This window comes from Paenibacillus sp. YIM B09110 (assembly GCF_037167145.1).
GTDB lineage: Bacteria > Bacillota > Bacilli > Paenibacillales > Paenibacillaceae > Pristimantibacillus.
The window spans coordinates 108589-133423 of the sequence record NZ_JBANSP010000012.1; the positions used below are offsets into that span (position 1 = coordinate 108589).

Genomic DNA, 24835 nt, shown 5'->3' on the forward strand with positions numbered 1-24835 from the left:
ATCGATTTGGGCAACATCAAGCGGGGGCCGATCGTTGCAGCACTTATTATCGGGGCTTTCGTTGCGATCTTGAACGAAACGCTGCTCAATATCGCGTTTCCCGATCTGATGGAAGAATTCAATATCGCGGATTCGACCGTGCAATGGCTGGCAACCGCGTATATGCTTGTCGTCGGCATGCTCGTGCCGGTTACCGCTCTATTGCAGCAGTGGTTTACGACAAGACAAATGTTTATTGGGGCAATGGTGCTGTTTTTGGCGGGTACCGTCATCAGCGCGGTTGCGCCGATATTCGATATATTGCTTGTCGGACGCGTCGTTCAGGCGTTAGGCACCGGATTAATGATGCCGGTCATGATGAACGTCATCTTGATTATCTTCCCGCCTGAAAAACGCGGCGGCGCTATGGGCATGATTGGTCTCGTCATCATGACGGCACCTGTTATCGGACCGACCTTGTCGGGACTAATCGTTGAGCATCTGTCTTGGCGCTGGTTGTTCTATATGGTCATTCCGCTTGCCGTGTTCTCGGTAGCGTTCGGATGGGTGTTCATGAAGAACGTATCGACCCTTACGAAACCGCGGATTGATGTTTTATCGATTCTTCTGTCCAGCGTCGGCTTCGGCGGCATCGTATACGGATTCAGCAGCGCGGGCGAACGCGGTTCATGGTCGGATCCGGTCGTTGTATGGAGCTTGGTCGCCGGAGGCATCAGTCTTATATCCTTCGTGTGGAGACAGCTCGTAACGAAGGAACCGATCATGGATCTTCGGGCCTTCAAGTATCCGATGTTTTCACTCGTCACCGTATTGATGCTGGTCATGATGATGTCGCTCTTCTCCACGATGATCATGCTGCCGCTCTTCATGCAGCAGGTGCTGCTCTTGAGCGCATTCGCATCGGGATTGGCATTAATGCCCGGAGGCATTATTAACGGAATCATGGCGCCGGTATCTGGCGTTTTGTTCGATAAATTCGGCCCGAAAGTACTGGTTATTCCCGGTCTCGTACTCATGTGCGTTGCGATATGGATGTTTATGGGCATTGAGACGGATTGGACGCAGGGCCGCATCGTTACCATTCACATCATCATGATGCTGGGTATGTCTATGGTCATGATGCCGGCGCAGACGACCGGTTTGAATCAGTTGCCGCGCCATCTCTACCCGCACGGGACTGCGATTATGAATACATTGCAGCAGGTGGCAGGAGCGATCGGTGTGGCGTTGTTCATCAGCATCATGTCGTCGGGAGCCAAAGATTACATGATTACATCGGCCGACCCCACTTCGCCGCTAGAAGTGCGTCAATCGATGGTTGCTGGTCTGCATGACGCCTTCTTCATTGGTCTATGCTTAGCTATACTGGCGCTTGTAATCGGCCTCTTCATTAAACGTACCTACGCACCGAAGGAAGAGAATGCGGAACAGTCTTCAACAGCGAAGGTTTAGTTGCAAGGAACACAGCCAAAAAGCCTCGGCAAGCATCATTCATGCTTGTCGGGGCTTTTTTTCACTATTCCTCAAGTCATTAGTGACAGATATTCGAATGCCGTTGTTCCATAAACGCTTTTAAAGTGTTTATTTAAATGGGTTAAATCAACAAAACCGCATGCAGCTACTGCTGAATATACATCTCTATTTGCGACGATTATCTGTTTTGCGCGTTCGATCTTGCAGTTAAGAAAGTATTGGTAGGGCGAAATTCCGGTATGAGCCTTGAACAATCGGATAAACTGAAATTTCGACAAATGTAGCTCTCTACAGATATCGTCAAGTTTAAGAACCTGTTCCAAGTTGGCATGAAGCATGTCCTTTGCACTTCTAATGAGAGTGCTATCTCTCTTGCCGTCTGTAGAAAAATTCGTTTGCATAAGGTTATCCGTGAGGGACAAGAGCAATTCGCTGCATAAAGCCTCATCTTTTTCGCTTAATATCGCATGAGAAAGACGTAATATCCGTTGTTCAAGCCTATGATCATACACAATAGGAGTTGAGAAACGTACAATCTCTTTCTTGTCTGTAGCCTCTAAAAGTAATTTTGGCTCGATATATAACATGATATAATCAAGCCCTGTCTTATCATGAGCCATTCCGTCATGTGCTTGTTCTGGATTAAAAAGCATAATTCCATTTTGATAAGATAACTGAAGACTGCCCTCCAAGTTATAATGCTGTACGCCGCGCAAAGTTACGCCAATTGCATACTCCTGGTGAGCGTGCTTTTTATACTTGAAGTCAGAAATGCTTGCTGACAACGCGGTAACGCCTGCTGAATTTTTATAAACGAATTTGTCCATTCCAAAAAAACACCTCGCGTAAGCTTGCTTATATCCAGATCATGATGGCCGCATAAGCTAAAAATATGGCCATTATTACATTCACGAACCTATTATACTTCCGTATAAACGCTTTGAAGATGGTTCCGAATAAAACCCATGTCGTAAAAGCTGAGAATCCGATCATAGTTATCGTTATAATGCTTACCGTTATCGCTGGGAAGGTATTATAGTACGATATAATAAAACTTGGAATAACGGTTATTGCAAAAAGTACTACTTTTGGATTCAAAAACTGCATAAGGAAACCTGACATAAAGGTAGCTGACTGGTTTACGGTCCGATTTGATGTATCCGTTTTGAAAATTTGATAAGCGAGAAACAACATATAACCGCTCCCGATTATTTGTATAACAATCAAAATTTTCGGTATGATCGTTAGCAGCAAAGCATTCAATATAGCAGATATAATAAGCAATGAGCCAAATCCCGCAGTAGCTCCATACGCATATTTCATAGCTTTTTTTGCCCCGAATTTATTAACCGTGGACAATATGACGATATTAGTAGGCCCCGGCGTAAAAGTAGCAATTGTGCAATAAATCAAAAAAGATGTAACGTCCATGAGTGTGCTCCTTTCAAGCTCTTCTCATATCCTACATCTTATAATGAAATTCCATATAGTATATTATTGCAGATGTTTAGGCAGTGCTGAACTCTCGATAGCGAGAATTCGGTGCTGTCTTTTTTTGTTGATTCGTCTTCGAAATTGTATTTTATTTTGATGCACAAAAGACGATAATTAATTGCAACTTTTTAAGTAAATGATGTATAATGACTTACAACCGCTTACGGCATCATGAATAAGGAGGGAACTGGCATGTTTCAAGAAGAGCGGATTAACGCCATTATGGATCATTTGAAACAACACCAACGCATTGATATTAAGGATATTTGCCAACAATTCGACGTGTCCCGCGACACCGCCCGTCGGGATTTATTGAAGATGGAAGAGCTTGGTCTCATCATCCGTACGCACGGCGGGGCCGTATTGCCCACGAAAACGAAAGAAGTATACGAATATAAAGAACGTTTGATGAGAGAATCGGACGTGAAACGAGAGATTGGACGTTTTGCGGCTTCGCTCGTGAAAGACGGCGATTACATGATGATGGATGCTTCAACTACGGTCCAATTCGCTGCGGAACATTTATCTGCCGAAAACATCGTTGTCGTAACCAATTCGATCGATATCGCAGACGTATTGTCTAGAAAAAAAGCGATAAGAACCCATTTGTTAGGCGGCGAGCTGAATGCTCGGCATCGGTTTTTATTCGGGCAATCGACGCTTGATAAGTTATCCGATTATCAGGTCGACAAATTATTTCTTGGCGCATGCGGAATTACGGCTAATGGCTTGTCTTATCCGCATGAGGAAGATGGCGTTGTGAAGCGGGAGATGATCAAACGGGCAAGACAAGTCATTGTACTCGCCGACCATACGAAGTTCGGAGATCAGATGTTTTTCAAAATCGCCGACTTGGAATCGATTGATTTGCTGATTACCGACCAGAAGCCGAATCTCGAAATGATGGAAAAGCTTGTTGAACACCATGTTGAACTATTAGTCGTTTCGGAGGTAGATAATGATGATTAAGCTGATTGTTAGTGATTTGGATGGTACGTTGTTAGATCATGCGCGTCAGATGAATAACAGAGATAGAGAAGCCGTCAGAACCGCAGTCGACGAAGGCTTCCAATTGTGCATCGCGTCCGGAAGGATGTACTCCGAAATCAAGATCGTGATGAATGGTTTCAACCATAGGTATCACGCGGTAGGACAGAACGGCGCAACGGTGCATTCGCATGACACCGAGCTGATGGCATCCTCGGTTTTTGAGCCAGAAGTATCCTCCAGGCTCCTTCAAGCCACAAGCGGCTATAAACAATTCGTGAATTTCGTTAGCTGCAGTGATGATAGCTATTATATGAAGAAGCGTACGGACGCCGTGCTTCCTTACGAAGCGCGTATATTTACCGCTGGTACCGAGCATGGTGATTTGGAGGCAGATTTGAAAGAGGACAAAATAAGGTGCAGCAAGATTGCCTACTTTGGCGAGATTGATGAATTATACCGATTGAAGGCTGAATTGAACGATCAGTTTGCAGGTAAAATAGAAACGTTCATATCCGACAAGGATTGTCTGGACGTCATGCCTCTAAACGTATCTAAAGGGATCGGCTTATCGATTCTGATCAGCAAGCTGGGATTGCAGCCAAACGAGGTTGCTTGCATTGGGGATTCTTTTAACGATTTATCCATGTTTGCCCTAACAGAGCATAGTTACGCGATGAGCGGCAGCCACGCTGATATAAGGAACCAAGCAAGCCATATCGTAGATTGCGTAGCCGATGCGATAGATCATATCAAATCCTATAATCGTGCATTTGAAGGAAATACCGAAATGGTATTGCCTCCAAATGCGTAGAAAAACTCAGACATCATCTATTGATTCCCGAACTTGAAGTTCGAATCGTAGCCCTTCACCGTCTTCTTCGGATGTTGCCCGATCGCTTCGCGGTCCTCTTTAGGCAGATCGTCCATGTTAACGGTTGATCCGTCGGTTGTAATCAGATTGCCCTTCGCATCATATGGAAAAGCGCTGATCCGTCCGATCGACATGCGGCGAACTTGGCTGCTCATAATCGAGAGTCTGCGCGTCAGCTTCGGCGGCTTGGGCGCCTTGTCGGTCATTTCTTCCGACTCTTCTTCACCCGTATCCATCGACTTGGTCTGTGGTTCTTCGACCGTCTCCACATGCATATGCGCGTTTTCCTGCACCGGATTGTTGACGCCGAAGTGCGGGCCGACATCCGGTACGTTGGCGTGGAAGCTGTTGGCCTGCTTGATGAAAGCTTCGAACACAGCATTGTCTTTCGGGTTCGAGGCAAGTTTGTCCCTTGCGCTAATAAACATCTTTTGGGACGTTTCCATGTCGGTGATCAGCTGCTTCAATTCTTTGTCGGAAGCATCGCCGACTTGCTCCTGCTTGCGCTTGTCGATCTTCTCCTTGCCAGCCGTGATGAAACGGTCGGTCCATCTGTTGAAATCGGTGGACGTTTCTTTGCCATCCCTCAGTTTAAGAGCGTTGTTGCGAATATCGTTATAAGACATCCTGTGCGGCATCGCTCCGTTCATTTCCACTAGTCCTGGCTTACGGTAATCACCGATTTTGACCGGATAACCCGGATCGCGGTTCGTCGAAGCGAAGGCCGCCCGTTTGGAGGCGGTCGTAAAGCTAGGGCGCTTCACTTCCCATTCAGGCGACTCTTCTTGTTCAGAATCATCGGACTCCTCTTCCACATCGTTCGCAGGCGGCTGCGGCACAGGTTTGGACGATGAAGTGCTGAGTGTGTTTCTTTGCTTCTTAGTCGCCTGATCGCCTGTCACTTCTTCGTCCTCGGACTCCTCCTCGGAATAGTCAACCTGTTGGAGAGCTCGCTTCTTTGGCCCCATCAATTGCAAGACAGCTTGATTGCCGATCTGTTGCTGGAGTGCCAGCATGGAGGGCTTCATTTGCAAGGGGGATGCCCCGGTTTTATTTGTAGTCGATGTTTGCCCGCTCTTCGGGCGCTGGAACTCGGTACGCTTCAAGTTATCGAACCCTCCGTTTGGTGGCATACATTGACAATAGTGTACCTTGAGAAGCAGCAAATGGGCAACGGTCTCTAGTCCTTACCTTTCGTTGATATTCATGGTACGATGTTGTTCATGAAATTCGAATTCGACAATCAAAAGATAACCTTTAACGTGCAGTACGGAGCTAAAGCGAAGTTTTCGATCCAAATGGATTCATTAGGGCACATAACGGTTAAGGCGCCTAATGGTACAAGTGATGAACAATTAATGCTGGCAGTGAAGCGTCATGGACGTGCGATCCTGGATAAGCTGGATGCGATAGCTGCAGCGCGGAATGTCCCTCAGACGAGAGATTATGAGGAGGGCAAGTTCCTACACCTAGGCAACTATTACGATCTGCAAGAGCTCATAGAGACGGACGGGCTGAGCGAGGAAGAGCGAAAGGTTAAGCTGAAGAAGTTCTATATGCTGAGCTGCAAGAAAGTGGTCGGCGAACGAATCAAGATTTATCAAGCCCAGTTGAAGGTAAAGCCGAAGGCATTCGACATCGTAGAGTCGGCTACCAAGTGGGGGAGCTGCAGCTCGGATCGGAACTTGACCTTCAACTACCGGCTGGCGATGGCGCCGCTCGAGGTCATCGATTATGTCGTCATCCATGAGCTATGCCATCTGTTGCATATGAACCATGATCGCTCGTTCTGGAGAAGAGTAGGAAGCATTATGCCTGATTATAAGGAGAAGGAGCAATATTTGGAGAGGCACGGGCAAGCAATGACGCTGTGACGGTTGTCGGTATCATGCAAAAAAGGCAGCCAAGGCTGCCTTTTTAGTTGCTGTTCGTTATTTATGTAATTAAGTATCAATATGCAGATCCATGCCGTAATTCCAGTGTCCATTGGCATAATCCAAATAAATAAGGGCTTCATACACATAGGGGCCTTCCATTTCCCATTCCACAGTTTCACTCCATTCGAGCATACCGTGTACGACGGCTTCCTTCTCTCCGAGAAATACGATGCGCTCGTCGGTCAGCTTTACTCTTTCATCTGCGTAGGTATAATGTGCCTCCAAGCTTTGTCTCCAAGTGCTATGGTCGATCATGAAAGCCTTCCAGTGATCGATAAAAGAAGGCGATGTATACTGAAGCGCGAGTTCAATATTTTCTTCGTTATGAGCCTTATAGTAAGTATGTATATCTGATAATACTGAGGCCTGCTCTTTATTATTCTGTTCCAAGATTGCTGCTGCCGATTCATCTATGTCGGGAGGTAGTTCGTGAAGGAGCTCTATCACTGCTTCTCTATAAATTTTCCATTGCCCGTTTTCAAATCGAATACTGTACCAAGTTACATTTGTAGTGTTTAGTACTTGATCGTTATCGGTATACGTAACCTGAAGCTCCGCTTCATGATCGGAAGCGTAATGGATATAGTCAATCTTAACGATAAAATTTCTGGTCGGAATTTCACTAATGTATTGGGCTGCATCGGCCTCATAATCAAAATTGCGATTGTAGTAGATAAGGGTATCATCCGTGAGCAATTTCGGGCTATTCGTCAAATAATACTTCGTAACTAATTCCCGTATGGCAAGCTCTTGACCGTAACCAAACTTCACCATAGTGACAGTGCGCCGTTGTTTGTCATAATCAACATTGTATTTAGTGAAATAGCTTAGTTGACGAATGGGGAGATAGACTTGTCCGTTTAGAATAGTACCCGTTACAGGCAAATAATAAGCATCATCATCGAAGTAAATGGAATCTTCCCCGAAAACATACATCAGTTCTTTACCGTCTATGTTGCTCGAGACTTCCTTATCCGCAGAATTATATTGAACCGTATAGCCGAGCGCATTTAGAAAGGGGCGAAGCGCAACATACATAACCCCTTTTTGGATATAAGCGTCCAACTCGCCTTTGCTCTCGTTATTGACAATCAATTGAATCGGTCTTTCGTTTGCGGCAACAATACCAGGTACTGCCGCTGCAATCAAACAAAGCGCAAGCATGGTGAACAAAAGCTTTCTGAGCATCGTCGTGGTCATCGTGTACTCCTTAATCATAAATTAATGGATGTAATTTTAAAGCATATATTTCCAGTATACAGGATTAGGTATCGTTCTACTTAAAATCTTTAAGAGGCATTGATTGGACTGCAAAAGCCTACATCCCCTCATATACGAGGAGGCGCCCTTATAAGAATATGGATATGTCAGTAGACAAGCAAGCCATATTCAGGAGGTGCAAGGCGTTTGATTCCTAATGAAGCACGTGTTGCAGGGGATGTCGTCGGCAAGCTGACGGCAGGGTATCAAGGATGGTTCAGCGCAAAGGGAGATCCGTCGCCCTTCGACGGTTGGGTGCATTGGTCACGGAGAGGCGAGACGCCGAACGACACTGGCAACCTTACCTTTGACTTGTACCCCGATGTAAGCGAATACGAGCATCTGTACGAGACCGATTTGCCGCGCCTCGGCAACGGGGAACCGGCTAGGCTATTCTCGTCCTATGACGATCAGACGGTTGATAAGCATTTCGAATGGATGCGGGAATACGGTATCGATTGTGCGGCGCTGCAGCGCTTTGGGGCCAGCACAAGCGATGAGCCGAATATTTGGCGGGCGAACAGAGACGGTGTAGCATCGAAGGTGAAGGGAGCGGCGGAGAAGCATAACCGCAAATTCTATGTCATGTACGACACTTCGGGCTTGAACGCAGACACCTGGACAGATGCGATCAAGCATGATTGGACGACGAACATCGTCGGGAGCCTGCAATTAACAGACTCGCCCTCTTATGCGAAGCAGGACGGCAAGCTGGTCGTATGCATCTGGGGAATGGGCTTTACAGATCGGCCGGGAACGGCAGAGGAGTCTGCTGAACTGATCGAATGGTTCAAGGAGCGCAATATGTACGTCATTGGCGGCGTGCCGACGTATTGGCGAACGAGTACCGTTGATTCGAAACCTGATTTTCTCGATGCATACCGCCGTTTCCATATGATATCGCCTTGGCTTGTCGGACGGTTCAACGGACTCGAAGGTGCCGATCAGTTCAAGATGGACCCGATCGAACAGGATGTCAGCTTCACGCAAGGGAACGGCATCGATTACCAGCCCGTGCTGTGGCCCGGCTTCTGTTGGGTGAATCTGCATGCAGGCCCGCCGAATCAAATCCCTAGGCAGCATGGCGACTTCATGTGGAGACAAGCTTATAATGTCGCAAGTCTCGGGATCGAAACGGCTTATGTGGCGATGTTCGATGAATATGACGAAGCGACGGCGATTGCGAAGGCGGCAGTGAACGCGACGCTTGCGCCAGACAGTCCTTATTTCTTGACGCTTGACGCGGACGGTGTCGAAGTGTCGTCGGATTTCTATTTGCGCCTGACAGGCGATATTAATCGAATGCTCCGCGGGGAGATTCCGGTGACCGAGCAGCATCCAACACCTCATACGAGCTAGTGCGTGGCCTCCATCCAGCTTGCCAAGAGTTGAACGCTATGGCAGTATAGAAGCATTGAATGAACTGCAGCGATGGAGGAACTGATATCATGAATGATTTGCCCAATTGCCCGAAATGCCATTCGGAATATACATACGAGGACGGAAATCTTCTCGTTTGCCCGGAATGCGCACATGAGTGGACGTTAGAATCGGTAGAAGATACGAGCGAAGATACGAAGATTGTGAAGGACGCTAACGGAAATGTGCTGAACGATGGCGACTCCGTATCCATTATTAAGGACCTCAAAGTTAAGGGCAGCTCATCCGTGTTGAAGATCGGTACGAAAGTGAAGAGTATTCGTTTGGTCGACGGCGATCATAATATCGATTGTAAAATTGACGGGTTTGGCGAAATGAAGTTGAAATCCGAATTTGTCAAAAAGATATAGGCTGGCAGCTCATTACGAGCCACCTATCAACAGCAAGAGCTCCGACATGCTTAACGCTTGTCGGAGTTTTTTTATAAAAAACTTTACAAGATGTGTCGATTATACCGTTATTCGTTCGTCGCCTTATTAGAAGCTGGAAAGCTGGAGAGGGGATTCCATATGAACACGATTATTTCAAAAGACGGTACGAGGATTGCTTATGACAAGGCGGGGCATGGTCCAGCGCTTATATTAATAGCAGGAGCGTTCAGTTATCGAAAATTTCCCGGGCAGCTGCAGTTGGCGAATCTGCTGTCTGAACAGTTCACGGTATACAATTACGACCGCCGGGTACGAGGCGATAGCGGAGACACGCAGCCGTATGCGATTGAGCGCGAGATTGAGGATCTGCAGGCATTGATTGATGAAGCGGGCGGTTCTGCTTATGTATATGGCTTATCTTCCGGGGCAGTGCTTGCGTTGCAGGCGGCGGCGAGCGGGGTGAGCATGAAGAAGCTAGTGCTGCATGAGCCTCCTTTTGTCGTTGATACAGCAGGCTACGTGCCTCCCGAAAATTTTGCGAAGCAGGTTAAGGAACTCATTGCCGCTGATCGCCGGGCAGATACGATTAACTATTTTATGACCAAGGGTATGGGTGCTCCTTCATTTGTTGTCGGTATGATGCGTATCATTCCGGGTGTATGGCCGAGGCTCATGGCCGTTGCTCACACGCTGCCTTATGATGCCGCGCTGCTGGATGGCTACAACGAGGGCAATCCGCTTCCTGCCAAACAATGGAGCGGGGTCGCGATGCCGACGTTGGTGCTCGAAGGGACGGAGAGTCCAATCTCGCTGCGACACGGCGCGCAAGCTTTGGTTCATGTTCTCCCTAATGCGCGGCTGCTCAGTCAGAAGGGGCTTGGCCATACGAAGAAGCTTGATGCAAAACGGATTTCGAAGGAGCTTAAAGCTTTTTTTACAGATAAGAGCTAACTTAGTAGGAAGTTGCATTCAGAAGGGCCTGTCCGTATGGAATCGGCAACTTAAGAGATGCCTTCATTAGTCATTTTTTGGCTAGGTTTTTGATTTGCAGCGTGAGCTCATCGATTTGTTTTTGCATGCTGGCTATTTTTTCATCCTGCATTTTTTGATACTCTGTTTGTTCAGCTTCCGCTTGGAGCCCTTCTTCCAAAGCAAGAGCGTCAGCTATAGTGCCCAATATATCGCCAAAAGTCGTAACAGCTCCTGCAAGGATTGCGAGTTTGGCGGAATTTATTTCTATGTTGTTAGAATCTTGTCCGTTGCGACCGGGAATACCCTTGCTTTTGTTCAATGAATGGTCCTCCTTCGCATGGTTGAAACTATATAAGTTATGCTTGAATGAATTCTCTTGTGTATGCCGTTCTTCGGAATGGAAGCCGTCGGGTCATTAGGTCGCGATTCATAAAATAACCCTGCTCCAAGACTAAGCGTCCGGGCAGGGTTATTTGCGTTTTGGCGTCGATGGCGCATCCAGCCTTACGCGGGCTTTGGCCGTTCGCGCATAATCCGTGGGAGACATGCCGGTCGACCTCTTGAAGTCGCGGGAGAAATAATGGATGCTGCTGTAGCCCAGTATGGCGGCGATCTCCGTGTAATTGTAATGCTGCTCGCGAATGAGAGATTTAGCCTCTTCAATTTTCAGCTGTTTGAAATATTCGATCGGCCCCGTGCCGGTCCGGGAATGGAAAATCTCCTTCAGCCTGCTTTTGCCAAGATGCATTTCCTTGCACAGCTGATCTAGCTTCAGCGGCTCTTGCAGGTGCTCGCGCATGAAGGCGATCATTTGCTCGGCCATCTGCTCCTCCGTATTCTCGGTTTGGAACGAGGCCGGCTTGCGGGCTGCGGAGGAGGCGTCGCGGAGATATCCCTCGTCCTGCTGGCGAATGAGCTGAATCAGCAGCATTTCCAAATAGTTTCGCATGACTTGTTCGCTGGCGAACGGCGCCTCCGGATTGCTGATGAGCTCATGGGTATGCGAGCTGTCATAGGGCGGCTCGAACGAATGGAAGCCCTCCTGCAGCAGCAGAGACAGCAGATTGCGTTCCTTCGTGCCCAGCCTCATCAGCTGATTCTCGAATCTAGCCATGTGGGGCGAGGCGCATTCGAAGGATAGAACGAACAAGTTGGGCGGCTTATGCTGCTGGCTAACCTGAACGGTATGAAACTCTTCAGGCTTATGGAAAATAATCATGCCCTGCTCCAACTGATGCGTACGATCGTCTGCCCTTACCTCGACCGAGCCTTTGTCCACGTAGAGAAACTCCCAGAAGTCATGCTGCTCCCCTTCGAACACGTATCCTTTCGCGAATTCAAAATAATGAAACGAGATCAGCTTGCGAACCGCGATCATTTCTTTCAATGTATGCCTGGCGAATTCCATCTGCCGTTTCACCCCGATCCGTAGTCATTACTGTTATTTGCATTTTATCATATATCCGATTCGGCTTGTGCAAAACGAACGGCTTATTTGCTAAAGGCGAACGTCGGCGGACTTCTTATAATAAGCATTAAGAAGAGCTAAGGAGGTTGTTCGCACGATGAAAAAAGGAATAAATATTTGGTCTTTCCCGTCAGGAATGAGCATCGAGGAGAGCATTGTGCTTGCGAAGGATGCGGGTTTCGACGGCATCGAGCTGTCGCTGAACGAGACAGGGGCGCTTAGTCTGGAGAGCACGGAAGCTGAGGTGCGCGCCATTCGCCGCTTCGCCGACGATACGGGCATTGCGCTGTCGAGCTTGGCCAGCGGTCTATACTGGGATTATCCGCCGACGAGCGAGCGTCCCGAAATTCGGGGAAAAGCGATCGATATCGCGAAGAAGCAGCTGGAATTCGCCGCGGTTCTGGGCGTCGATACGATTCTGATCGTTCCCGGCGCGGTGGGCGTCGATTTCATTCCAAATGCGGAAGTCGTGCCGTACGACCGCGCTTACGACAATGCGCTGGAAGGCTTCACGAAGCTTGCGAAGACTGCCGAAGCAGTGAACGTATCCATCGGCATCGAGAACGTATGGAACAAGTTTCTGCTGTCGCCGCTTGAGATGCGGGGTTTTATCGATACCATCGGCTCGCCGTTCGTAGGCTCTTACTTTGACGTAGGCAACGTCGTTTACTCCGGCTATCCGGAGCATTGGATCTCGATATTGAACAAGCGCATCAAGAAGGTTCACTTCAAGGATTACCGCAGACAAGCGGGCGGACTGCATGGATTCGTCGATCTGCTGGCTGGCGACGTGGATTACCCTGTAGTTGTCGCGGCGCTTGAATCGATCGGCTATGACGACTACGTGACGGCCGAAATGATTCCTCCATATACGCATCATACGAAACAAATCATCTATAATACGTCGGCCGCGATGGACGCGATCTTGGGAAGGACGGTACGCTAATGCTGAATATCGGTTTAATCGGACTTGGATTTATGGGCAAAACGCACTTGGAGAACTATCTTCGCTTGGAGCGGGAAGGCGCGCCGATTCGCGTCGTCGCCTTGTGCGACGTGGATGAAGCGAAGCTGAACGGCGGCGGAGGGGGCGGCAATATCGACACGTCTTCGGAGAACGAGATCGATTACGGCCGCTTCAGCAAGTATACGTCTGTACAGCAGATGCTGGAAGCCGAGCAGCTCGACTTCGTCGACATCACGCTGCCGACGTTCCTGCACCGCGACGTGACGATTCAATGTTTGGACAGCGGCGTACATGTGTTATGCGAGAAGCCGATGGCGATGAATGCCAAGGAATGCGATGCGATGATCGAGGCTGCCGCAAGAAATGGCAAGCAGCTCATGATCGGTCAATGTCTGCGTTTCTGGCCGGCGTACGTACACTTGAAGGAGCTTGTGGAGAGCGGTAAGTTCGGCAGCGTAACGAGCGGCTACTTCTACCGCGGCGGCGGTACGCCTTCATGGGGACCATGGGTGCTGCAGAAGGAAAAGGGCGGCGGCGCGCTTCTTGATATGCATGTGCATGATACGGATACGATCAACTGGCTGTTCGGCAAGCCGGAGGCGGTATCTTGCTACGGCCGCAATGTCATACCGGGCAGCGGGTACGATATCGTAAACACCACTTATCGCTACGACGACAACAAGATTATTTCCGCGCACGTCGATTGGACGCTGAATGGCGACTTCGGATTCGAGATGGGCTTTAAAGTAAACTTCGAGCGCGGCAACATTCAGTTCGGCGGTGCCGGCGTCAAGGTGAATCCGAATGATAGCGCCGGATTCAGCCCCGAGCTTCCTGCCGACCAAGGCTATTACTATCAGCTCAAATATTTCGTAGAGTCACTTGCGGGCGGGCTGCCGATCGATACGGCGACTCCTGAGAGCACGAAGGGCAGTATCGAGATCGTAACGGCAGAGCTGGAATCGGCGGATAACCGCGGTGCTTGGGTCGATGTTCCTTAATTACAAGCCTCGTGCAGCGAAGCTAACGCCGGCTCCCCACTATTTGAGCTGGAAACGGGTCTACTCCGAGCATACCGATTACCATCGGAGCGATTGCTTCGGAACGATAATCGTTAAATGAACCTCTGAGTTTACACGTGTCACTGGTGACTGGATTTCATCCAGTCTAATTGGGTTAAATCGCCTGTTAAGTGACGCTTGAGTGGAAAACATGCAGTCAAAATCGGTATTTCTAGCCCCTAGTAACCATCTCACGTCCATTTGACTGCACAAAATCCAATCAAACTCTGATATCTTCTTGGTACTCGCCTTTTGATTGTACAAAATCCAATCAAAAGTCTAAAAGGCTAGGATTTACAAACGAAAGGACCTGGCTCTTCACTATAAAGTGAAGGCCCGGGTCCTTTTAGTGGTTACTATTTTACGGACAGTAAGCTCGTTGTGATAAAGTCCAACTGCGCTTCAAGCGACACTGGGTCATTGTAAGTGTCTGCTGCAGGATTCAGTTGGAACACGTTGCCTGCTTTAACTGCAGGCAGGCTGGACCAGAGCGCATTGTCATATACGACTTTCGGATCGCTTGTATCGCCAGACCAAGGGCAAGTGAAGATGATGTCGCCCGCATAAGTAGGTAGCACCTCCAGCGAGATGGACGCCCAGCCTGTGCCGCTGTCGATCGCTTCTTTCTGAGCAGCTGCCGGAGCTTTCAGGCCGAATTCGCCATAAATAATTTCTCCGCCGCGGCCGTAGTTATGTCCGAATACATACAGACCTTTCGAATAAGGGTTTAGGATCGATACGGTTTTGTCGCCTACAGCTTCTTGCACCTGCGGCTTCAGCTCGTTAATTTTGCTCTCCCAGTTCTCAACCCAAGCTTTCGCTTCGGCTTCTTTGTTCGTCAGCTTGCCGAAATCAACCATTTGATCCTTATAGTTCAGCTTGCCGTATTGTACGGCAACGACTGGAGCGATTTCCGCTAGGCTTTCAAGACCTTCTGTGCCAACATACGCAATGATAAGGTCAGGATTAAGCGCCAAGATTTTCTCAGGGGTAGGCTCGCTGCCAAGATTCTCAACACCGTCTACCTTTCCGTTCAGGTAAGGGTTTTGCAATGCGCCATCAAGCGCTCCGACGAGCGGGGCTTCCAGCGCTACGAAGTAGCCTGTATAGAAGGCAGTCAGATCGACGATCCGCTGTGGATTTTTTGGAACTTCTACGTCGCCGTTGCCAGCTGTGAACGTGATCATTTCCACCTCGCCTGTTGCGCTTTCGTCAGTAGGAGCTGCTGTTGGCGCAGTTGTAGGCGCTGGCGAAGCATCGCCTGCTGCTCCGGTATTATTGTTGTTCCCGCAAGCTGCGAGTACGAAAGTAACGGCCAAAGTGAGTACAAATAAAGCGTAAAAAGTTCTGTTTTTAAACAAAGTAATTCCACCCCTATGAAGTTGATATTGATAATCGTTATCACTATAGCATGGGTTTTATATATTGGCAAATACTTTGTTAAAATAGTTTCATTCGATAATTTCGCCGGTTATGGTATGTCCTATAATTGACAATTAGGGTCCGATTCTGACTACTTATTTGTTTTCCTTAATTATTCGGCTGTGAGCGCTTGCTGTTTCCGTTATAATTATTTTTAAAGATTCGTAAATGGATGCTTGGGGGACTGTCATGCTGAAAGTGATGATTGTCGAGGACGAACCTCTTATTCGCGCGGGATTGAAGGAGTATTTTCCTTGGAATGAATTAGGCATCGGCACGATCGTGGAAGCCGAGAACGGCAAGGAAGGGATCGCAACGGCGCTGAGAGAATGGCCGGACCTCATCATTACGGATATACGCATGCCGGAGATGAACGGTCTAGAAATGATTGAACAGCTCAAGCCGCTGCTTCCGAATGCGGTTTTTATCATTTTAACGGGATATAGTGAGTTTCAATATGCGCAGGACGCGATACGTCTCGGAGTGGTCAAGCAATATTTGCTGAAGCCGCTCGAATACGAGCCAAGTATGAAAGCGCTGACGGAATGTATTCATCTCCTGCAGCAAAGCCGCGAAGAGCAGCAGGAGAAACAAGCATGGCAGGCAGCTTATGAAGAACATACGAAGTGGAAGGAAAGCGAAATCGTCAAGCAATTGCTGGAGGGAGTAGATCCCGATGAGGTTGGAGCGCGCCTTCTAGAGAATGATGTTATTCAGCGGCAGCCGCTGTCGCTTTGCGTACCGATTGCCGCAACCTGCTTTGCTCGCAATAGTATCGCGCAGGGACGCAAATGGCGGGCGTTGGCCGAGCGCATTGTAGCTGAAGCGGCTGCAGCATCCGGTCAGATGCAACGGCTCATGGTTTATACGAGCAGAGGCAGGCTGTATATGCTTCTCGTCATGGAGCAGTTCGAGGACAAAGAGGTAGGGCTTGAGCGGCTAAGGGAGCAAATCGTAATTTCGCTGGAAAGAGTGAATGCCGATGCGACTGCAGCTTTGTACATGGCACTGGGACATGCTTCCTCCGACGTATCGAAGCTAGCCGACAATCTCCATGCTGCAGCCAAAGCGCTGCTGGGCAGATTCGCGGACTCCGAGCGATGGCTCATCCGAACGGAGCGATCTATCGAGGCTCCATCACAAACGGGAGCAACCGACAAGGTCATTCAATTGAGGCAGGACGATCGGAATGCGCTTCTGGCCTGCTTGGAGCAGGGAGACGGAGCGGCCGTCAAGGCTTTGATGGATAGGCTGTGCGCCCAGTCCGCCGAGGCGCTGCCTTATGTGAGCGGCGATCAATGGCTCGCTTTCATGCAGGAGATTATTAGCGTTACGCTGCGATTCGCGCATAAGCAAGGTTTTCCGATGGAGGGTGTATCCAGCGACAAGCTGCTGGAATTGACTTTCGTCGACGATTTTCGAACGTTAGACGCACTATTTAGTTACTTGGCGGCGTGGGTCATTCATCTGAATGATTTGTATGGGAAGCTGAACCATCCTGTTCAGCAAGAGAACCTGATCTTCAACCAAATTAGAAGCTTTATCGAAAATAATCTTGATCAAGATATTACGCTCCAAATGGTAGCTGATCATTTCTTCTATAACCCTTCGTACTTGAGCCGCTTATTCAAGTCGAAGCTTAATCAGAACTATCTTAGCTTCGTGACCGAGATACGGATCGCCCATGCGAAGAAGCTGCTGGAGGATCCTAACCGTCTCGTTACCGAGGTATGCACGATGTGCGGCTACAGGAGCTATAAGCATTTTGTGAAAATGTTCCGTTTCGTCGCCGGCATGACGCCGACCGATTACCGCAAGCAGCTTGGCATACTATACTAGTGAATAAGAAAGGGCAGCCCAAGGTCGATTTGACCCATTGGAGCTGCCCTTCTTCTCGCTATGTTGGATTTCTGCAGGATAGAATGCCTCTTTGAGCCCATTCCGACTTCTATAATGGATTATCGCAGCAACTTCGCTCTGTAGAGGGCTATTCGAGGCCACTGTACGAAAAGTTAATGCAGATATCCAATATAGGTTTGAAATAGCGCATCAACCGGCAGAAGTTACTGCAATGCTCCAACATAGCCCGCCCTCATCCCTACCACCTCCATTACCCCTTCACGGCACCCATCGTAATGCCTTGCGTGAACGCCTTCTGGAACAGAAGGAAAATCGCGATCATCGGAATGGAAGCGAATGCCGCTCCCGCCATTAATACGCCGTACGGCGTCGTATATTCACCTTTGAGTGTGGCAACGCCAAGCGGCAGCGTCATCATAGGCGTGGAACGAATCATAATGAGCTGGCTGAAGTAGTCATTCCAAGCGTTGATGAACGTAAAGATCGCGAGTGCTCCTAAAGCCGGCTTCAACAGCGGAAGAACGATGCTGTAATAGAGCCGCAGCTCGGAGCAGCCGTCCATCTTGGCCGCCTCCAGCAGCTCGCCGGGCAGCGTCTGTGCGAACTGCTTAACCAGGAAGATGCCGAAGGGCCAGCCGATCGCCGGCAGAATAAGCGATTTGTAATGATCGATCCACCCGAAATCGGCAATCATCGTAAATAGCGGAACGAGAATGACCTGCTTCGGAAGCGCCATAGCGGCGACGAATAAGGTGAAGATGATCACCCGTCCGGGAAAACGTTTCTTCGCCAGCACATAACCGGCCATTGAAGCAACGATACATATGCCGACCATTTCCGCCGCTGCGATGAAGAAGCTGTTGAACGTCCAGCGCCAGACAGGATTTTTGAACAGGCTTACGAAATTGTCCAAGGTCGGCTCAAGCGGAAACCATTCGGGCGGTATGGCTACCGCCACATTTTGCACCTTGAACGCGCCGGTTACGATCCAGTAAAAAGGGAAAATAAAGAATAGCGACAGAACGATCAGGAGGATATGCGATAACAGATAGCCTGGCGTCAGCTTGGTCAGCCACTTTAGCTTTTTGCGTCCGCTGCCGAAGCTTGGGCTATATGGTGTATGTTCGTAAGATTTCATTTGCGTCTCGCCTCCTAGTACTCGACATCGCTGCCTAGAAATTTGAATTGCAGGATCGAGATGATGCCGATGACGACAGCCAAGATCATCCCCATCGCCGAAGCGATGCCGAACGAACCGAGCATGAACGCCTTCTCGTATACGCCGTACATAACGGTCGATGTTGCATAAAGCGGGCCGCCAGCGGTAAGCAATTGAACGATGGCGAACGTTTGGAATGTATTGATCGTCGTAATGACGATGATGTACAGGTTGGTCGGCATAAGCATCGGCCATACGATTTTGCGGAAGATCTGTCCCGGAGTTGCCCGGTCGATCTGAGCGGCTTCGATATACGAAGTCGGGATATTGCCAAGCGCGGCAACGTACAGAATGATTGGCTGACCGACCGATGTCGTGACTAATACGGCGATAATTGCGTACAACGCCGTTCTTAGATCGCCTAACCAGGCAATGGGCTCCGCGCCGAACAGACTTGTAATGAAGTTCAGGATGCCGTAGTTCGGATCGTAGATGGACGCCCATACGACGGTGATGCTGACGACCGAGGAAACGGCCGGCAAGTAGAAGACGCCGCGGAAGAACGAGCGCGTGAACTCGCTTTTGGTATAGATCGTATTAGCAACGAAGATTGAGAATGCGATGACGACGGGAACGGTGATCAATACGATGAGAATCGTGTTTTTCATCGCTTTCAGGAACGTTTTATCTTGGAATAACTCTGTATAATTGCCCAACCCGATGAACTCGAACCGGTTCAGCGTGTAGTCGAACATACTGATATAGATGCCCTTCAGCATCGGGTAAGCGACGAATAGAAGGAAGAAGGCCATTGCCGGAAGCAGGAACAAATAGCTGACCAGCCATTCGCGCCATACGAGACGTTTGGATTTCAGGACCGCTGCGAACATATGTGATCTCTCCTTACCTCGTGATAGAAAGGGAGCAGCGCACATGGCGTGCGCTGCTCCCGGGAACGCATCGTTATTTCAGTTCAGACTTGGCTTTGGTGATCGCTTCATTCGCTTTGGAAGCGAAGTCGTCAAGCGCTTCTTTGCCTGTCGCTTGTCCTAATAAGACGCTTTGCAACGCAGGGAACCAGTGCGTGCGAATCTCGGCGTAGCCGTCCGCGATCGTCGGCGGAGCGGTGATGAATTTGCGGGCAACCTCCGCATAGGCGTATTCAGGATCGTCGTACAGACCCGTGATCGAATTGCGGACGGACAAGCCGCCGGTTTGGATCAGGTTCTTCTTGCCGTACACTTCATCGTTCGCGATGAAGTCGATTAGCTTTTTCGCAGCTTGAATTTTCGCTTCATTATCGTTGTTGAAGATCGCCATGCCGCCGAGGTAAGGCTCAAGCTTAGGCGCGGAACCATCAAGCGTAGGGAACGGCAGCAGCACTTCCTCGAACTCGGCTTTCTTCAGCGTTGCATTCTGCGCTTTCAATACGGCCGAATAGTTAATCGAGAACGCTACTTTGCCTTGCAGGAATAGATCATTGACGTCCGATGCCGCAAGCGCAGCCGATCCGGAAATGATCAGCTTATCCTTCTGAGCCTGGGCAATCCAATCGAGCGCCGCGCCGGCAGCATCGGTATTGATCGCGACAGCGCTATTGTCATCATTGAGGAAGCTGGATAAACCAAGGTTAGCGATATACGCCCTTGTGCCTTGGTCGCCGGCTTGGGACTTCGCGAAGAAGACGGACGGAATGATGTCAGGCGCTTTCTCCTTAACGGCTTGAAGCGCCGCTTTGTATTCATCGAAGCTCCAGACGCGGTCCGGTCTGTCCAGCGGAAGCAGATCGAGAGCGCCGATTTTCTCGAATACCGTCTTGTTCACGGCCATCGAGAACGGAGCGGTATTAATCGGGTACATAACCGTTTGGTCGCCGACCATGGATTGTTTCCAGAATGCTTCGGATATATCGCCGCGCACTTCGTCTGTAATCATGTCGTCGAGCGGCGCGAGCAGTCCTTTTTTGCCCCAGTCGATTACACGGCCCGGAGCGTCGTAAATGACATCCGGCGCGGAGTTGGACGCGATCGCGACATTCAGCTTCTCAGGTCCGCCGTCAAACGTAATCATTTCGAGATTTACTTTGATTTCAGGGTGCTTCTCGTTGAAAGCCGCGATGATTTGTTTCTCGTATTTGCCAACCTCACCGTCGAGCGCTTGGAAGTTGGGAAAGTTCCACCACGTAATCTCAACCGGTTCAGCGGCTGGCGGTTCGGCGCTGTTAGTAGGCGTTGCGGTACTGGTTGCATTCGGTTCTGCCGTTGTCTTGGTGTTGGATCCATTGTTGTTGGAACTGCAGGCTGCCAAAAGCATCACGAGCATGATGGTGATCAAAAGTGTTGCCTTCTTTGTTGGTGCTGCCATTCAAATTCCCCCTGCCATTATTTAGAATGAACAAGTGAAGCGGATTCATTCCTTGCCATTAAGCATAGTCGATATAAAAAAGTCGCAAAATCCCTCGATTTTGACATTGGACGTCTCGTTTTTTACCACAACAGAATGTTTAAGTGCTTTACAGCGCTAGAGCGTAAAGAAGATCATTCAGTTTGGCGATAAAAACTTCAACTAAAACGCGGTCGCTCATCCTCGAATTACTCCGATAGGAGTTTTTCTCACTTGTAATCTATATTAGCATTGCGAGCGATTGAACTGTACAATGGGCGTTAAGGAATTCATAAACATGAGGGTTGTGGTCATTGTGGGCGGCTTTAAAAGAATATCTCGGCTGTTTCAGATGAAGCATGTGAACCATCAAATATTCGTACTGATGATTTGTATCATCACGCTCCCGCTTACCGTAATGTCCGGCATCCTCTATTTCTTCTCCCTGCAGACGGTCAAGAACGAATATCAGAACAGCGCCAATCTTATTCTTAACAATTTGTCCTTTAACATCGATCAATATTTGCAAAGCATCGAGACGGGAACGCTCACCGCTCAGCTCGACAGCCAGCTGCAAGGCTCGCTCGTCCACTGGTCAAATAATCAGAACCCCGATCCAAGCGATATTAGCATCAAGTACGGCGGCGTCATCGAGCAGTTCATCAGCCGAATCGAGCTTACGATCAAGAACGTCGACAGCGTTCAGGTATTCGCGGGCAACCGGGTGTTTTATTCCGCTGACTTTAATCAAACGGATTATAATGCCGAGCATTTCTACGAGCAAGATTGGTACAAACAAACGCTTCAGTCGAAGGGTAAGGCGGTGCTGTTCGGCACGCATGCCCCGTTCCAGCGCATCGATTCGCAGGAATCGGTTATTTCGATTGCCCGGGTCATTAATAAGACGGGGACTAGAGAGAACCTCGCGGTCATTCTCGTCGACATCCGGCTCGATTCGCTGCGCGAAATTTTAAGCCTGTCCGAGAATACGAATCGAAAGTTTATTATCGTTGATGATAAAGGAAATACGGTATACTCCTCGGCATTGGTTGGGGAGGAGGAGTTGGCCGATCTTGGACAAGCGGTCATTAGCAACGCGCTTCTAAAGGATACCGGCAACTTCTACGCGTCTATCGCCGAGACGCCGTCTTACTTGAACTTCGTAACCTCCGCCTATTCCGGCTGGAAGGTCATTCAATACATCGACGAGCAGGACATGACCAAGGATGCGACGCTGTTTCGTAAAATATTGCTCGGCGTAGCGCTTAGCTCGCTGGCTACGGCATTGCTTTTCTTATTCCTGTTGTCGGCTCGCGTGACGAAGCCGATTATTTCGTTAAGCAAGCAAGTCAGGGCGGTCGGCCTCGGCAAATTCGATGTCGATCTGAGTACGGATCGGCAGGACGAATTCGGGGTGCTGTACAAAGGCATTCGCAAAATGGTGGAGGATTTGCAGGATCATATCGAGCGTTCCTCCATGACGATGGCTCAGCAGAAGGTCGCGCAATACGGCGCTCTCAAGAGCCAGATCAACCCCCATTTTCTCGCTAACACGCTCGAATCGATTCAGATGAAAGCGATACTCGCCGGTCAGCGCGATATCGGAGAGATGATTGGACTTCTGGGCAGGCTGTTCCGCATCCATATCCAGACGGGCAAAGATATCGTAACGCTGCGCGAGGAACTGGAGCATACCCGCTTGTATGTCAAAGTTCAGCAAATGCGCTTCGGGGACCGATTCACCTATTCGGAGACGATCGAGCCGGGGACGGAGGCGCTTCCGGTGCTTCACTTCACGCTGCAGCCTATCGTAGAGAATGCGATCGTACACGGCTTGGAGCGCATGAGCGGGCAAGGAAAGCTGGAGATTTCCGCATACGTCGCCGATCAGGCGCTCTGCATCGAGATCAAGGACAACGGGGCGGGCATGGAGGAGCAGCAATTCGCGGCGCTGCGCCAGCGTCTGCGTGAAGCTGCGACGGATACGTTGGACAGCGAGCATATCGGCGTGCAAAATGTGCATGATCGCATCCGCTATTATTACGGTGATTCATACGGCCTCTCGATCGACAGCCAGGTTGGAGAAGGGACGAAGGTTATCCTTCGTTTGCCTGCATCGAAGGCTATACAGCAATAAGGGAAAGCCTCGTCACTACTGATGAGGCTTTTTTGTTTTGTCCGCAGAGGGAATTTTGGTTCAGAAGTGGAGGTTCGAGCACGCGCGCGAATGCCTGTAAGAGCATATTTGCTCTTACGGAGAGTAGCAGGGTTACTTGGTTGGGTTGTAAGTGCACATATGACCTTACAGAGCAGAAACGGAGGTTTGGGCCCGCTCGAACGTTCCTGTAAGAGCTTATAAGCTCTTACGTGGAGAAGCTGGCTTACTGGTCACGGCTGTAAGTGCACATATGTTCTTTCGGAGCGATAGCAGAAGTTAGAGCAGCTCGATGAGAGCTTTGTAGAGATCAATTTGCTCGGCAATCATTTCCAGCCGCATCCCTCGTTTTTGACAAAGGCGGGCTCTGTTTTTACCTCATCGCCGAATCGCGACGCAGCGCGATTTTTTTGTGTTACAACGTTAGCAAGGGACTTACATGGGGGTCCTGTCAGCTTGAAGGAGATAGGTCGGGCGGGCCGCGCAGCGTTTTGGAAGAAATTATTTTCAAGGGGAAAATCTTAAAGAAAATAATTTACAAGCCATGCGCTAAGCGGATGCCGCTTATCTTCACTCTATGAACAATAGGAGGAATTACAGTGAGCCAGCAAAAATTTCACGGCATCATTCCCGCTTTCTACGCCTGCTATGACGATGAAGGCAACGTATCGAAGGATCGGACGGAGCAACTCGCATCCTACCTGCTTAGCAAGAAAGTGCAGGGCGTCTACGTTGGGGGAAGCTCGGGAGAATGTATTTACCAGGACCTCGAGGAGAGAAAAGCTGTACTGACTTACGTCGCGAATCACCTTAGAGGCAAAATGACGCTTATCGCGCATGTGGGAGCTCCTTCGACCAGAGACAGCATCGCGCTCGCTAAGCATGCCGCAGAGCTTGGGTATGATGCGCTTTCCGCGATTCCGCCGATCTACTTCAAACTGCCTGACAGCGCTGTCATCAGCTATTGGAACGACATCATGAACGCGACATCGCTTCCGTTTATCATTTATAACATTCCGCAGACGACGGGTTACACGCTGACACCGGCCGTATTCCAAACGCTGCTTCAGAACGAAAAGGTCATTGGGGTGAAAAACTCCTCCATGCCGGCGCTTGATATCGAAAGGTTCAAAAAAACCGGCGGCGAAGGCATCATCGTATTCAACGGTCCTGACGAGCAATTCGTCGCAGGCCGGATGATGGGAGCGGACGGAGGAATCGGCGGCACGTACGCCGCGATGCCGGAGCTGTTCCTGCAAGCGGACGCACTGCTGAAGGCAGGCAAATTCGCGGAAGCGACAAGCCTTCAAAGCGCGATCAACGACATCATCATCGCGTTATGCTCCTTGAACGGTTCGATGTACGCCGCCATTAAGGAAGTGCTGCGGGCTAGAGGAGTTAATATCGGCGGCGTCAGAGCGCCGATGCTCGGCTTAAGCGGCAATGATGGCGAGCGCGTTCAAGCCATCGTAGCGGATATCGATAAGGCAATTGCAAACCACGTCAACTAAGCTGGGCAACGCAAACAATCAATCAGATTAAGGGAGAGATAT

Annotated in this window: 23 protein-coding genes; 13 read left to right on the forward strand and 10 right to left on the reverse strand. The window is 49.4% G+C overall.

Annotation, left to right across the window (positions count from 1 at the left end; genetic code table 11):
* Nucleotides 1-1452 (forward strand): DHA2 family efflux MFS transporter permease subunit, encoded by a 1452-nt coding sequence (locus V8F51_RS18620; protein WP_442956459.1) that lies wholly within the window; start codon nucleotides 1-3, stop codon nucleotides 1450-1452.
* Between the two features lie 71 nt (nucleotides 1453-1523).
* On the opposite strand, the gene V8F51_RS18625 is transcribed toward V8F51_RS18620, so the two are convergent.
* Together V8F51_RS18625 and V8F51_RS18630 are read right to left on the reverse strand one after the other, a co-directional pair.
* Nucleotides 1524-2300 carry an AraC family transcriptional regulator gene (locus V8F51_RS18625; protein WP_337101870.1) on the reverse strand — a complete coding sequence of 259 codons (777 nt, stop codon included), beginning with the start codon at nucleotides 2298-2300 and terminating at the stop codon, nucleotides 1524-1526.
* 28 nt (nucleotides 2301-2328) lie between these two features.
* On the reverse strand, nucleotides 2329-2904 hold the full coding sequence (locus V8F51_RS18630) for a LysE family translocator (RefSeq protein WP_337101871.1): 576 nt from the start codon (nucleotides 2902-2904) through the stop codon (nucleotides 2329-2331).
* Nucleotides 2905-3159: 255 nt separating this feature from the next.
* Between V8F51_RS18630 and V8F51_RS18635 the strand changes: the two genes are divergently transcribed.
* Nucleotides 3160-3936 (forward strand): DeoR/GlpR family DNA-binding transcription regulator, encoded by a 777-nt coding sequence (locus V8F51_RS18635; protein WP_337101873.1) that lies wholly within the window; start codon nucleotides 3160-3162, stop codon nucleotides 3934-3936.
* The gene (locus V8F51_RS18640) at nucleotides 3929-4768 is read left to right on the forward strand and encodes an HAD family hydrolase (protein ID WP_337101874.1); all 840 of its coding nucleotides are present in this window, start codon (nucleotides 3929-3931) and stop codon (nucleotides 4766-4768) included. Before V8F51_RS18635 ends, V8F51_RS18640 begins: the two co-directional genes overlap by 8 nt.
* Nucleotides 4769-4785: 17 nt before the next feature.
* On the opposite strand, the gene V8F51_RS18645 is transcribed toward V8F51_RS18640, so the two are convergent.
* Entirely contained in the window at nucleotides 4786-5934 is a 1149-nt protein-coding gene (locus V8F51_RS18645; protein ID WP_337101876.1) for a hypothetical protein, read from the reverse strand.
* A 117-nt stretch (nucleotides 5935-6051) separates the two neighbouring features.
* Here V8F51_RS18645 and V8F51_RS18650 point away from each other — a divergent pair, with 117 nt between their 5' ends.
* On the forward strand, nucleotides 6052-6702 hold the full coding sequence (locus V8F51_RS18650) for a M48 family metallopeptidase (protein ID WP_337101877.1): 651 nt from the start codon (nucleotides 6052-6054) through the stop codon (nucleotides 6700-6702).
* 69 nt (nucleotides 6703-6771) lie between these two features.
* On the opposite strand, the gene V8F51_RS18655 is transcribed toward V8F51_RS18650, so the two are convergent.
* Nucleotides 6772-7965 (reverse strand): stalk domain-containing protein, encoded by a 1194-nt coding sequence (locus tag V8F51_RS18655; protein WP_337101878.1) that lies wholly within the window; start codon nucleotides 7963-7965, stop codon nucleotides 6772-6774.
* A gap of 207 nt (nucleotides 7966-8172) precedes the next feature.
* Between V8F51_RS18655 and V8F51_RS18660 the strand changes: the two genes are divergently transcribed.
* The 3 genes from V8F51_RS18660 to V8F51_RS18670 all read left to right on the forward strand — a co-directional run bounded on the left by V8F51_RS18660 (nucleotide 8173) and on the right by V8F51_RS18670 (nucleotide 10787).
* Nucleotides 8173-9384, forward strand: a complete 1212-nt coding sequence (locus tag V8F51_RS18660) for a glycoside hydrolase family 71/99-like protein (RefSeq protein ID WP_337101879.1) — start codon at nucleotides 8173-8175, stop codon at nucleotides 9382-9384.
* Nucleotides 9385-9473: 89 nt separating this feature from the next.
* Entirely contained in the window at nucleotides 9474-9815 is a 342-nt protein-coding gene (locus tag V8F51_RS18665; RefSeq protein ID WP_337101880.1) for a zinc ribbon domain-containing protein YjdM, read from the forward strand.
* A gap of 159 nt (nucleotides 9816-9974) precedes the next feature.
* Entirely contained in the window at nucleotides 9975-10787 is an 813-nt protein-coding gene (locus V8F51_RS18670) for an alpha/beta fold hydrolase (RefSeq protein ID WP_337101881.1), read from the forward strand.
* Nucleotides 10788-10857: 70 nt separating this feature from the next.
* Here V8F51_RS18670 and V8F51_RS18675 read toward each other — a convergent pair whose 3' ends face one another.
* Nucleotides 10858-11127, reverse strand: a complete 270-nt coding sequence (locus V8F51_RS18675) for a hypothetical protein (protein WP_337101882.1) — start codon at nucleotides 11125-11127, stop codon at nucleotides 10858-10860.
* Nucleotides 11128-11277: 150 nt separating this feature from the next.
* Nucleotides 11278-12228 carry an AraC family transcriptional regulator gene (locus V8F51_RS18680; protein WP_337101883.1) on the reverse strand — a complete coding sequence of 317 codons (951 nt, stop codon included), beginning with the start codon at nucleotides 12226-12228 and terminating at the stop codon, nucleotides 11278-11280.
* Between the two features lie 145 nt (nucleotides 12229-12373).
* On the opposite strand from V8F51_RS18680, the gene V8F51_RS18685 reads away from it, so the two are divergent.
* Genes V8F51_RS18685 through V8F51_RS31605 form a run of 3 tightly spaced genes read left to right on the forward strand, consistent with a single transcriptional unit; the run spans nucleotide 12374 to nucleotide 14365 of the window.
* Nucleotides 12374-13222, forward strand: a complete 849-nt coding sequence (locus V8F51_RS18685; RefSeq protein WP_337101885.1) for a sugar phosphate isomerase/epimerase family protein — start codon at nucleotides 12374-12376, stop codon at nucleotides 13220-13222.
* On the forward strand, nucleotides 13222-14244 hold the full coding sequence (locus V8F51_RS18690) for a Gfo/Idh/MocA family protein (RefSeq protein ID WP_337101886.1): 1023 nt from the start codon (nucleotides 13222-13224) through the stop codon (nucleotides 14242-14244). The genes V8F51_RS18685 and V8F51_RS18690 overlap by 1 nt, the downstream gene beginning before the upstream one ends.
* Nucleotides 14234-14365, forward strand: a complete 132-nt coding sequence (locus V8F51_RS31605) for a carbohydrate-binding family 9-like protein (RefSeq protein ID WP_442956456.1) — start codon at nucleotides 14234-14236, stop codon at nucleotides 14363-14365. The genes V8F51_RS18690 and V8F51_RS31605 overlap by 11 nt, the downstream gene beginning before the upstream one ends.
* A 295-nt stretch (nucleotides 14366-14660) precedes the next feature.
* Here the strand turns inward: V8F51_RS31605 and V8F51_RS18695 are convergent, their stop codons facing one another.
* Entirely contained in the window at nucleotides 14661-15665 is a 1005-nt protein-coding gene (locus V8F51_RS18695) for an ABC transporter substrate-binding protein (protein WP_337101887.1), read from the reverse strand.
* A gap of 250 nt (nucleotides 15666-15915) precedes the next feature.
* On the opposite strand from V8F51_RS18695, the gene V8F51_RS18700 reads away from it, so the two are divergent.
* Nucleotides 15916-17565, forward strand: coding sequence for a response regulator transcription factor (locus V8F51_RS18700; RefSeq protein WP_337101889.1), 1650 nt, complete (start codon nucleotides 15916-15918; stop codon nucleotides 17563-17565).
* Nucleotides 17566-17836: 271 nt separating this feature from the next.
* Here the strand turns inward: V8F51_RS18700 and V8F51_RS18705 are convergent, their stop codons facing one another.
* From V8F51_RS18705 to V8F51_RS18715, 3 genes are all read right to left on the reverse strand, one after another.
* Complete coding sequence (locus V8F51_RS18705) at nucleotides 17837-18724, reverse strand: carbohydrate ABC transporter permease (RefSeq protein ID WP_337101890.1); 888 nt, start codon at nucleotides 18722-18724, stop codon at nucleotides 17837-17839.
* A gap of 14 nt (nucleotides 18725-18738) precedes the next feature.
* The gene (locus V8F51_RS18710) at nucleotides 18739-19635 is read right to left on the reverse strand and encodes a carbohydrate ABC transporter permease (protein WP_442956457.1); all 897 of its coding nucleotides are present in this window, start codon (nucleotides 19633-19635) and stop codon (nucleotides 18739-18741) included.
* Between the two features lie 73 nt (nucleotides 19636-19708).
* A complete protein-coding gene (locus V8F51_RS18715; RefSeq protein ID WP_337101891.1) occupies nucleotides 19709-21109 on the reverse strand; it encodes an ABC transporter substrate-binding protein in 1401 nt (466 codons plus the stop codon).
* 370 nt (nucleotides 21110-21479) lie between these two features.
* Between V8F51_RS18715 and V8F51_RS18720 the strand changes: the two genes are divergently transcribed.
* A complete protein-coding gene (locus V8F51_RS18720; protein ID WP_337101893.1) occupies nucleotides 21480-23264 on the forward strand; it encodes a cache domain-containing sensor histidine kinase in 1785 nt (594 codons plus the stop codon).
* Nucleotides 23265-23881: 617 nt separating this feature from the next.
* Nucleotides 23882-24793: a dihydrodipicolinate synthase family protein gene (locus V8F51_RS18725; RefSeq protein WP_337101894.1), complete on the forward strand. Its 912-nt coding sequence runs from the start codon at nucleotides 23882-23884 to the stop codon at nucleotides 24791-24793.
* The last annotated feature ends 42 nt before the right edge of the window (nucleotides 24794-24835 follow it).